Raw genomic sequence first — 11,237 nt, 5'->3', positions numbered from 1 at the left:
AAAACAGGGATAACCTTAACAGACTGGTACGACCCTTAATACCCCAAATTATCCGCAGGGTCTGTAAAGGATTAGTGGTATCACGGCTGACGGTGATAACCGCGCCACCACACTACCAAATTTAGTAGGGCAATGATGGCACCCGCCGCGCACACGCCATTCCATCCAGCATGTTGATAGGCACTGGCAGAAATAATCGAACCTGCGGCCCCGCCGATAAAGTAGCTGGTCATATAACCGGCGGTCAGGCGATTTCGCGCATCCGGCATCATGCGGTAGATAACGGTTTGGTTGGTGATATGCACGCCCTGCACCGTTAAGTCCAAAACCAGGATACCAATGATAAGTGCGATGATTGAATACTGCCCCATCACGATAGCAATCCACGACAGCAACAACAGCACCAGCCCAATGGTCGTCGTAAGATGCGCTTTGCCTTTATCGGCAAAACCGCCCGCCGGACGCGCACCCAAAGCACCCGCCGCACCAGCCAGGCCAAACAGGCCAATCATCCCGTCCGAGAAGTTAAACGGCGGTGATGCCAGCAGAAATGCCATTGATGTCCAGAGAATGCTGAAGTTCGCAAACGTCAGGCAGCCTAACAGCGCGCGGGTACGCAATAGCGGGTTTTTGATAAACAGGCCGAATACCGAAGAGAGCAATTGCGGGTAATTAAGGTGCGTTTCGGACTTCATTTTCGGCAGCCCGCGCCACAGCGCGACAGCCATAAAGATCATGAGGACACTCGCCACCCAGTACACCGTCCGCCAGCCGCCGAGACTTGCCAGTAATCCGGCAACAGTTCGTGCCAGTAAGATGCCTAGCAACAGCCCGCTCATAATCGTGCCGACGACCTTGCCGCGCTTTTCAGGCTCGGCAAGCGTTGCCGCCAGGGGCACGAGGATTTGCGCCACCACCGAGAACAACCCGGTCAGTGCAGTGCCGAGGATCATCACCCACAGCGTTTGGCTTAGTGCCGTGATGACCATACCGCCAGCCGCCAGCAACGTCATAAACACAATCAGCCCGCGGCGCTCAAACATATCCCCCAGCGGCACCAGCAGCAGTAAACCTGCGGCATAGCCAAGCTGTGCCGCAGTCACAATAAATCCGGCCTGATTGATAGAGAGTGAAAACGCATTCGCGATGGTGTCGAGCAGGGGTTGTGCGTAGTAGTTGCTTGCAACGGCCAGACCCGTGGCAATAGACATCAGGACGATGAGCGCTGGGCTAAGTCCCTGGGAGGTTTTATTCATTCTTATTCTTCGGTTGGAAATGACAGGACGGGAATAATAGCGAAAATTAAGGCAAGCGGGAGTCGGATTGTGCGGTTTGATTTTATTGGGACGCCCTCACCCTAACCCTCTCCCTCTGGAGAGGTTTTCTCCTTCTCCCTAGGGGAGAAGGCCGGGATGAGGGCGTCCTCAGCTAGATATGAACTATTACTTAACTGCCAGCGCCTCGTTCACCCAGCCATCGAACTCGGCCTGGTGAGCTTTAATCCAGCCATCAACGTGACCCTGAATATCAGCTTCTGAAGCATGGCCGCTGTGCATCATTGCATTCTGAGCATTAATATCTGCCAGCGGTAATTTCATCAGGCTGAACAGTTTCGCGGCCTGCGGGTTTTTCGCAGCCCAGGCTTTGTTCGCCACAATGTGCATAGTATTCACCGGGAAACCGTAGTTCGCGCCATTCGGCAGTTTGGTATCAATGCCTTTCTGCTCACCCGGCAAAGAAGAGAACGGTACTTGCAACCACACCACATCTTTACCCGGCTTGAGCACATCGCTTACCCAATATGGCGTCCAGGTGTAATACAGCACCGGCTTGCCTTCTTTGAAGCGCGCAATCGTGTCAGCCATCATGGCGGAATAGTTACCGTGATTCACCGTGACGGTATCAGCCAGTTTATACGCTTCGTTCTGGTGATTAATGACCGCTTCACAACCCCAACCCGGCGTGCAGCCCATCATGTCGGCTTTGCCGTCGCCGTTGCTGTCGAACAGTTTGGCGACTTTGGGATCTTTTAGCTGCTCAACATTGGTAATGTGATACTGGTCAGCGGTTTTTTTATCAATCAAATAACCCTGTGCAGCGCCGGTAACATACACACCTTCACGATAGAATTTCTTATCGCCACCCGCCGCAGCATACATATCGTCATGCAAAGGCTGCCAGTTCACTGCGGTAAACGTAGCATCGCCAGAGGCAATTGAGGTGTAACCGACGTTGTAATCGACTTCACTTGGCTTATTGACGGTGTAACCCATTTTTTCCAGCGCCCGGCTGACCAGTTCAGTCTGGAAAGTTTCTTCAGAAATGGTGCTTTGAATGGGCTGAACGGTAATGCCTTTACCCGGCAAATCCGCAGCAAAAGTGGTGGTAGTAACGAGTGTGGCAAGAGCTGTAGCTAATAGAGTTGTGTGTCGCATCGTCGTTATTCCTGATTGTGGTGATGGGGCGAGGGGCGGCACGAATGCCGCCGCCAGGCTTATTTAATGAAGGGACGGGTCACTAAACCAATTGGACCTGAGTTGTACCAACGGCGGTTGCCACGGCTGCGTGAATCGCGGCCAATGGACTGAGTTAAGCGGTCGAGAATAATGGCAAGTATGACAATACCGACGCCGCCGACGGTCGCAAGACCCATATCGAGGCGGCCAATCCCGCGCAGTACCATCTGGCCCAGACCGCCAACGGCAATCATCGAGGCGATAACCACCATTGAAAGTGCGAGCATCAGCGTCTGGTTAACGCCGGCCATAATGGTTGGCATTGCCAGCGGAAGCTGAACTTTGAACAGCATCTGGCGCGGGCTTGCGCCAAACGAGCGTGAGGCTTCAATCAAATCTTCCGGCACTTGCTTAATGCCCAGGATCGTCAGACGCACGATTGGCGGCAGGGCAAAGATAATTGTCACCACCACGCCCGGCACATTACCGATACCGAACAACATCACAATCGGTACCAGATAAACAAACGCCGGAGTGGTTTGCATCGCATCAAGCAATGGACGAATTATCTTCGCGGCGCGTTCGCTGCGTGCCAGCCAAATCCCAAGCGGCAGGCCGATTATCATGCAGAACAGCAGGGCGGTGAGCACCAGCGCCAGCGTTACCATCGCTTGCGACCAGGCACCAATTGCGCCAATTGCCACCAGCGAAACCAGTGTTGCGATACCCATCCCGAGGCTCGACATCTGCCACGCAATCAGCGCGAACAAAATGATGGCGACGGGGGCCGGCATGCCCAGCAAGAAGTGTTGGAAACCGCTGAGGATGTAATCCACCGGGACGCGGATCCCCTGGAACACCGGACGGAAATGCATAACGACCCAATCGATGCCGCTTGTCACCCAGCTATCGAGCGGGATAAGCGTCTTATGAAAGGGATCGAGAATATTAAAATGCTCGGCTTGCGGAGCAGGCGCTGAGTTCAGCCAGTCTGCGCTGCTGCTTGCTGCGGGTGTTGAAGCGGCCTGGCTTCCCCACGCATCGGCAGTTGAAGCCGCTTGTTGTGTTGTTGCGTCGGCAGTCGCTGCGCTGCCGGTATCCCACGGATTTGATGCACTCATTGACTTACCCCTTCACGATCTAACGCCTGTAGCAGCACCCCTTTTGAGATGATGCCCACGTATTGACTCTCTTCCCCAATAACCGGAACCGCGCACGGAGCCTGGCCGACATGGGTAAGTAAGTCACTCAGTGACGTTTCTGCGGAAACCGCCGCAGGAGATTCGAGGTAAGCCCCATCCAGACCTTCACCCTTAGCGAGTGCGGCTTTCAGAGAATCGGTTGAGACAATGCCGAGGAATTTTTGCCCGCGCTCAATGACATAACCATATTCACGGTCTTCATCCTGGAGCAATTTAAGTGCAGAACGAGGGCCAAAACCGGCGGTTTTACGCAACAGCCCTGCCGGGCTACGACGGGCAATATCTTTGGCACTAAATACCTGGCTAATATCCACACCACGGAAGAAGGTGCGCACATAATCGTTCGCCGGGTTATTCAGAATTTCATCCGGTGTCCCGACCTGCACCACTTCGCCGCCCTGCATAATGGCAATTCGGTCGCCAATACGCATTGCTTCATCCAGATCGTGGGAAATAAATACAATGGTACGCTGGTGTTTCGCCTGCAATTTAATTAATTCGTCCTGCATCTCAGTACGAATTAAAGGATCGAGTGCGGAGAAGGCTTCATCCATCAATAATATATCCGGATTAATAGCCAAAGCGCGTGCCAAACCCACACGTTGACGCATACCACCAGAAAGCTCATCAGGGTAAGCATGGGAATAATTTTCAAGCCCTACCTGACGTAACGCATCAAGCGCTTTTTCCTGACGTTCTTTAACCGGGATGCCGGCTAATTCCATGCCAAATGCGGCGTTATTTAACACCGTCATATGGGGCATCAGAGCAAATGACTGGAATACCATAGAGATTTTATTTTTGCGGACTTCACGAAGTTCTGCGTCGGATATTTTGGCAATATCAACGCCGTCAATGAGTACCTGCCCACGGGTTGGTTCAATCAGGCGATTGAGAAGGCGAACCATGGTGGATTTACCGGACCCCGATAACCCCATGATGACAAAAATCTCGCCTTCTTCAATGGCCAGACTGGCGTCTTTTACGCCAAGCGACAGCCCTGTTTTCTCCAATAATTCAGACTTTGAAATACCTTTCTCTATATATTTGAATGCACGCTGTGGATGCTCGCCAAATACCTTATATAAATTCTTTACTTCAAGTTTAATTGCCATGCAATAAAGTTATTCCTGTATTTATATATTTATACACAATTCCTGATGGAAATATTCACTGCATATACCCTAACATACTCAGAATCTGAGACAACCCTCGATTTCCGATATATCCAATATCCATGCGGCTTGAGTGGGCAGAATTTCCCATGAGTAAAGGGCTGAGGGCAAATCAGAGAAAGATGATATTTTTTGTAAGCGGATGGGAAATTCGGTTGAATGAGAGGCGATCATCAATAATATGTAGGGTGGATAAGCGACAGCGTCATCCACCAATTTTTACATCTATTAATGTCGGATGACGCGATGCATATCCGACCTACATTAAGGTTATATGCTTATTTAAAAATCCCAATCCTCATCAGCGGTTTCCACCGCTTTCCCCATCACATATGACGAACCTGAACCTGAGAAAAAGTCATGGTTTTCATCCGCATTGGGCGAAAGAGCGGCCAGTATCGCCGGGTTGACCTCTGCCATTTCAGGTGGGAACAGCGCGTGATAGCCCAGGTTCATCAATGCTTTATTGGCGTTGTAGCACAGAAATGCTTTCACCTCTTCTTGCCAGCCCACGCCACCATATAGCGCATCGGTATACGCCACTTCGTTATCGTAAAGATCCATCAGCAAATCGAGGGCGAAATTCTGTAACTCGGCCTGGCGTTCAGCGCTTTGTTGAGCCAGCACTTTCTGGAATTTATAGCCGATATAATAGCCATGCACCGCTTCGTCGCGAATAATTAAGCGAATGAGATCTGCGGTGTTGGTCAGCTTGCCGCGACTCGACCAATACATCGGCAAATAAAAGCCTGAATAAAAGAGGAATGATTCCAGAAATACACTGGCGATTTTCTTCTTCAATGGGTCATCGGCATGATAATAGGCGAGGATAATTTGTGCTTTGCGCTGCAAGGGTTCGTTCTCTTCACTCCAGGCATAAGCCGCATCCACATCTTTGCTCTGACAAAGCGTCGAGAAAATCGAACTATAAGAACGCGCGTGCACCGCTTCCATAAAGCTGATGTTCGACAATACCGCTTCTTCATGTGGCGTAATCGCATCACTCATCAGTATCGGCGCGCCAACCGTATTCTGAACCGTGTCGAGCAACGTCAGGCCGGTAAACACGCGAATAGTGAGCTGCTGCTCATCGTGACTTAATGATTGCCAGGCCGGAATGTCATTCGACAACGGCACTTTCTCTGGCAGCCAAAAATTACTGGTCAGGCGATTCCAGACTTCGAGGTCTTTTTCATCCTCAATAATGTTCCAGTTGATGGCGCGCACGCGGGTTAACTGATTCATTTTCTCTCCTTATAAAGCGCAGGACACGCAGCCCTGGACTTCTGTTCCTTCCAGCGCCATCTGGCGTAAGCGAATGTAATACAGCGTTTTAATGCCTTTTTTCCAGGCGTAAATCTGCGCCTTATTAATATCGCGGGTGGTGGCGGTATCACGGAAAAACAGCGTCAGCGACAAACCCTGGTCGACATGGCGCGTGGCCTCGGCGTAGGTATCTATGATTTTTTCCGGGCCGATGTCATACGCGTCCTGGTAAAACTCCAGATTGTCATTGGTCATAAACGGGGCGGGGTAGTAAACACGCCCCGTTTTACCTTCTTTGCGGATCTCAATACGCGAGACAATCGGGTGAATGCTCGAGGTCGCGTGGTTGATATAAGAGATAGAACCGGTCGGCGGAATGGCCTGCAAATTCTGGTTATACAGCCCGAATTCCATCACATCATCGCGCAACTGCTGCCACTGTTCGCGGGTGGGAATGGCGACTCCGGCCCTGGCAAATAAAGCGCGCACTTTCTCGGTTTTTGGCTGCCAGTTTTCTTGCAGATATTGGCGGAAATACTCACCACTGGCATAACGCGATTGCTCGAAACCGGCGAAGCGCTGTTTACGTTCGCGAGCCAGCAAATTTGAGGCGCGGACGGCGTGCCAGGTGACGGTGTAGAAATAGAAGTTCGTGAAATCCAGCCCTTCCGGCGAGCCATAAGCAATGCCTTCCCGGGCCAGATAACCATGCAAATTCATCTGCCCAAGGCCGATGGCGTGGGACGCGGCATTTCCGGCTTCAATCGACGGCACTGAGCGAATATGGCTCATATCCGACACCGCCGTCAGGCCGCGAATCGCGGTTTCGATGGTCCTGGCAAAATCAGGTGAGTCCATGGTATGCGCGATATTCAGCGAGCCGAGGTTACAGGAAATATCCTTCCCAACTTGCGCATAATCGAGGTTTTCGTCGTACGTCGATGCGCTATTAACCTGGAGAATTTCCGAGCATAAATTGCTCATGTTGATGCGGCCAGCAATCGGGTTTGCACGGTTTACCGTATCTTCAAACATGATGTACGGATAGCCAGATTCAAACTGAATTTCCGCCAGGCGCTGGAAGAACTCACGGGCATTAATAAAGGTTTTGCAGATGCGCTCATCAGCCAGCATTTCTTCATAGCATTCGCTAATTGAAATATCGCTATACGGCTTGCCGTAAATCCGCTCGACATCGTAAGGCGAAAACAGCGCCATGGGCTGATTATCTTTCGCTAACTGGAAAGTGATATCCGGGATCACAACACCTAGCGAAAGCGATTTAATACGGATTTTTTCGTCAGCGTTTTCACGCTTGGTATCGAGGAAACGCAAAATATCCGGGTGATGAGCGTGGAGATAAACCGCCCCCGCGCCCTGGCGCGCACCCAGTTGATTCGCATAAGAAAATGCATCTTCGAGCATTTTCATCACCGGGATCACGCCGGATGACTGGTTTTCGATGCGTTTAATCGGCGCGCCCACTTCGCGTAAATTTGAGAGTAAAAACGCCACGCCTCCGCCGCGTTTTGAAAGCTGCAACGCAGAATTTACCGCACGCCCAATGGACTCCATATTGTCTTCAATACGCAGCAAGAAACAGGAAACCAGCTCACCACGCTGCATCTTTCCGCAGTTAAGAAATGTGGGTGTCGCAGGCTGAAAGCGTCCGCTCAGCATTTCATCCATTAATTGCAGTGCCAGCTTTTCGTCACCCTGAGCCAGTGTTAACGCCACCATGCACACACGGTCGGGGAAGTGTTCCAGATACTCTTTGCCATCGTAAGATTTCAGCGTGTAGCTGGTGTAATACTTCCACGCACCGAGGAAAGTCTGGAACTGGAACCCACTGTGGTGTGCTTTCTCAAACAGGCCGACCACAAAACTTCTCGGGTAACGTTGCAGTACCGCATTGTCGTAATAACCTTCAGCCACCAGACACTCCAGGCGCGCCTGCGGATTGGCAAACTGGCGCGAGCGGGGCAGCACATATTGCTGATGGAATTGCTCCACCGCCAGGTGGTCTTTCTCAAACTGAATGCGCCCCTGGGAATCATAAAGATTCAGCATGGCGTTGAGCGCGTGATAATCCGCGCTTTCGTTCGCCGTCAGGCGGATAGCTTCTGTCGTTGCCAAAATTCGTTGACTCCCTTACGCACGTTTTCAATGTCCTGGTCGGTGCCTAGTAACTCAAAACGATAGAGATACGGCACCTGGCATTTTTGGGCTATCACATCGCCCGCCCGGCAAAACCCTTCGCCGAAGTTTCGATTACCGCTGGCAATCACGCCGCGCAGTAATGCCCGATTGTTGGGGTTATTTAAAAATCGGATCACTTGTGCGGGTACGGCACCGGCAATTCCGCCGCCGCCATAACTCGGCACAATCAGGATGTAAGGCTCCGTCACTTCCAACCGTTGTTTGAAATCCAACGGAATGCGCAGCGCGGGCAAACCCAGGCGTTCGATAAAACGCAGAGTATTTTCCGAGGTGCTGGAGAAGTAGACGAGATTGCTCATGCTGTGGCTCGGGTTTGCAGGCGGTTAATCATATCCGGGCGAAACCCGCTCCAGCTTTCCTGCTCGGTGATCACAACCGGCAACTGGCGGTAACCCAAAGCACGCAAATCGTCGGCCGCCTCCGGGTTTACATCGAGATTAATCATCTCAAACGTGAACCCACGGCTTTCGATAGCACGGCGGGTAGCATGGCACTGAACACAGTCATTTCGAGTGTATATGGTAATGCGCATGATTCTTATTCTCTCTGTGGTTGAGAATATGAATACTAGATGTGGGTTAGAAAATTATCAACCATACAAGATATAGTATTTTTAGATAAGGGAGGAATTGGCCCTCACCACAGCTTTCTCCCCCTGGCTGTCTCTGATACACAAGTCACCCTGGCAATTTTGTCAGGGTGAGATCTTTAAGCCTTGCCGATTTTCCGTTCACCCGTGTGTTCAGTAATCTCTTTCATTCCCGCAAACGGTGAACGTGCCAGGTGGATAACGACATCCCCCTGGCGACCCCGTCGCCCGGTGATTAAATTGCCGCTGCGCGGTAAACCCCAGCTTATCCCCAACATCAGGGTCGTTCGCGACTCGTTCCCGACGATCGCTCTCTTTCGCTGCTCCCGGCAGCTCAACCCTGACTTATGGGGAACACTGGGGCAATTTATACCGGGAACAAGGTCAAAACCGGCTCGGTGTGATCTTTCGGTTTTGACGTTGACCACCCTAAGTCGTTCACCGGTTCAGTGGCTATATAAAACACTGAACACCGGGTGAACGGAACTGTCCCACAACTCACAGAGATGTGACTGAGAGACAGCCCCGAGGGAGAGGGCCGGGGTGAGGGCGATAAACTACATACGCATACTGATCGCCAGGCGGTTAAACGCGTTCATCAGGCTCGCAGTAAAGGTCAAATCACTAATCTCTTGTGCCGTAAAGAATTGCAGCAGCGGCTGATACACCGCATCTTCCGCCCCTTCGGTAATCAGCGTCACCGCTTCTGCCCAGGCCAGCGCGGCACGCTCTTTGTCGCTGAAGTGATTACTCACCTTCCAGCCTGCCAGGGCATCCAGTTTGGTCTGCTCGACGCCATCTTTGCGCAAGGCTTTAGAATGCATCTCCAGGCAATAGGCGCAGCCGTTAATTTGCGAGACGCGCAGGAAAACCAGTTCAATCAGAGTTGATCCGAGCGAGCTGGATTCCAGACCTTTCAGTGCCTGAAGCATTGGCTTAAACACGGCAGGAGAAAGGTCGTAGTAAGGTTGGCGTAATTCAATCATGGTTTTATTCCTCGTATTGGTATACCGACAATTTAGCACTATGATGGACTACTAAAGAGAGCCATAAATTAACTTATAAAGAAGACCATAATGGCAAAGTCCATCGAACCGATAGTAAGCGCTCACCACGCAATTCCGCGTTACCAGCAAATAGCACGGCAACTAAAACAAGCCATTAGCGACGGGGAACTCGCCGCCGGTAGCCGCCTGCCTTCCAGCCGGACAATGGCGCTTGAACTTGGCGTAGCGCGGGCAACCGTCGAAAATGCTTATGGTGAATTAGTCGCACAAGGTTGGCTGGAAAGACGTGGCCAGGCGGGAACGTTCGTTAGCCCGTCCGCCACCAGTGGTGCCAACAATCTCGCGACGCCAACCAGCCAACCGCAGGGCGCACCGCGCCCATTCCAGATGGGATTACCGGCTCTGGACGCTTTTCCTCGCGCACTCTGGTCGCGCGTTATGGGCCGACGACTGCGCCTGCAAACTCGTTTCGATTTGCTCTTGCCGGAAGCGAATGGCGAATCGACATTGCGCCAGGCGATTGCAGATTACCTGCGTTTTTCGCGCAGTATCGACTGCCAGCCAGAACAGGTTTTCATCACTTCAGGATTTCAGGCCGCTATGCGTCTGGTGGCCCATACGCTGGCAAAACCCGGAGATGGCATCTGGCTGGAAGATCCCGGCTACCGCTATGTGCGCCCGGTTTTTGCCGAAGCGGGGATGTCGTTGCATCCGGTTCCGGTCGATGGTGAAGGGATGCAAATTGACTACGGCGTTAACCATTTCCCGGATGCCCGTTTTGCATTGCTGACGCCCGCGCATCAAAGCCCATTGGGGGTTGCGCTGTCGCTTAACCGCCGTCACCAGTTGCTCGACTGGGCAGCGGAAAATCAAAGTTGGGTGATTGAAGATGATTACGACAGTGAGTTTCGCTACCACGGCAAACCGCTCCCGCCGATAAAAAGCCTCGATGGCCCGCAGCGCGTTATCTATGCAGGAACATTCAGCAAATCGCTCTTTCCCGCGCTGCGCGTCGCCTGGCTGGTGGTGCCGCAGCAACAGGTCGAGGCATTCTCGCAACACACGCATTTCTTGCCCTGCACCGCGCCGTTGCTTGTTCAGCAGACCATTGCCGATTTCCTTCGCGAAGGCCACTTCTGGCGGCACCTGAAAAAGATGCGTTTGTGCTACAGCGAGCGAAGGCTATGGCTCGAACACGCACTGCAACAGCAGGGGTTTGATGTCGTTCCCCAGGCGGGAGGCATTCAGATGGTGATGCGGGTAAACGGTGACGACCGCGCGTTAGTCGCAAAAGCGCGTGCATCGGGGCTTGCGGTGCAGGC

11 protein-coding genes are annotated in these 11,237 nt (G+C 52.2%); 1 reads left to right on the top strand and 10 read right to left on the bottom strand.

Features of this window, described 5'->3' with window-relative positions; translation table 11 throughout:
• Positions 1–80: 80 nt before the first annotated feature.
• The 10 genes from GBAG_RS15740 to GBAG_RS15700 form a co-directional block, all read right to left on the bottom strand.
• Positions 81–1,256, bottom strand: a complete 1,176-nt coding sequence (locus GBAG_RS15740) for an MFS transporter (protein ID WP_034497900.1) — start codon at positions 1,254–1,256, stop codon at positions 81–83.
• Between the two features lie 186 nt (positions 1,257–1,442).
• A complete protein-coding gene (gene proX, locus GBAG_RS15735) occupies positions 1,443–2,435 on the bottom strand; it encodes a glycine betaine/L-proline ABC transporter substrate-binding protein ProX (RefSeq protein WP_034497899.1) in 993 nt (330 codons plus the stop codon).
• 59 nt (positions 2,436–2,494) lie between these two features.
• Positions 2,495–3,577 carry a glycine betaine/L-proline ABC transporter permease ProW gene (gene proW, locus GBAG_RS15730; RefSeq protein WP_034497897.1) on the bottom strand — a complete coding sequence of 361 codons (1,083 nt, stop codon included), beginning with the start codon at positions 3,575–3,577 and terminating at the stop codon, positions 2,495–2,497.
• Positions 3,574–4,773 (bottom strand): glycine betaine/L-proline ABC transporter ATP-binding protein ProV, encoded by a 1,200-nt coding sequence (gene proV / locus GBAG_RS15725; RefSeq protein ID WP_034497895.1) that lies wholly within the window; start codon positions 4,771–4,773, stop codon positions 3,574–3,576. Before proV ends, proW begins: the two co-directional genes overlap by 4 nt.
• A gap of 342 nt (positions 4,774–5,115) precedes the next feature.
• Complete coding sequence (gene nrdF, locus GBAG_RS15720) at positions 5,116–6,078, bottom strand: class 1b ribonucleoside-diphosphate reductase subunit beta (protein ID WP_034497893.1); 963 nt, start codon at positions 6,076–6,078, stop codon at positions 5,116–5,118.
• Between the two features lie 9 nt (positions 6,079–6,087).
• Positions 6,088–8,235 carry a class 1b ribonucleoside-diphosphate reductase subunit alpha gene (gene nrdE / locus GBAG_RS15715; protein ID WP_034497890.1) on the bottom strand — a complete coding sequence of 716 codons (2,148 nt, stop codon included), beginning with the start codon at positions 8,233–8,235 and terminating at the stop codon, positions 6,088–6,090.
• The gene (nrdI, locus tag GBAG_RS15710) at positions 8,208–8,618 is read right to left on the bottom strand and encodes a class Ib ribonucleoside-diphosphate reductase assembly flavoprotein NrdI (protein WP_034497888.1); all 411 of its coding nucleotides are present in this window, start codon (positions 8,616–8,618) and stop codon (positions 8,208–8,210) included. Before nrdI ends, nrdE begins: the two co-directional genes overlap by 28 nt.
• On the bottom strand, positions 8,615–8,851 hold the full coding sequence (nrdH, locus tag GBAG_RS15705; protein WP_034497886.1) for a glutaredoxin-like protein NrdH: 237 nt from the start codon (positions 8,849–8,851) through the stop codon (positions 8,615–8,617). The genes nrdI and nrdH overlap by 4 nt, the downstream gene beginning before the upstream one ends.
• A gap of 176 nt (positions 8,852–9,027) precedes the next feature.
• The gene (locus GBAG_RS22805) at positions 9,028–9,186 is read right to left on the bottom strand and encodes a hypothetical protein (RefSeq protein WP_156104903.1); all 159 of its coding nucleotides are present in this window, start codon (positions 9,184–9,186) and stop codon (positions 9,028–9,030) included.
• 279 nt (positions 9,187–9,465) lie between these two features.
• Positions 9,466–9,894, bottom strand: coding sequence for a carboxymuconolactone decarboxylase family protein (locus GBAG_RS15700; protein WP_034497884.1), 429 nt, complete (start codon positions 9,892–9,894; stop codon positions 9,466–9,468).
• 132 nt (positions 9,895–10,026) lie between these two features.
• Here GBAG_RS15700 and pdxR point away from each other — a divergent pair.
• The coding region (gene pdxR, locus GBAG_RS15695) for a MocR-like pyridoxine biosynthesis transcription factor PdxR (RefSeq protein ID WP_034497902.1) at positions 10,027–11,237 on the top strand (1,211 nt) is incomplete at its 3' end.

This window comes from Buttiauxella agrestis ATCC 33320 (assembly GCF_000735355.1).
Lineage (GTDB): Bacteria > Pseudomonadota > Gammaproteobacteria > Enterobacterales > Enterobacteriaceae > Buttiauxella > Buttiauxella agrestis.
Note: the sequence above shows the minus strand (reverse complement) of the source record. Positions and strands in the feature narration are given on the sequence as shown.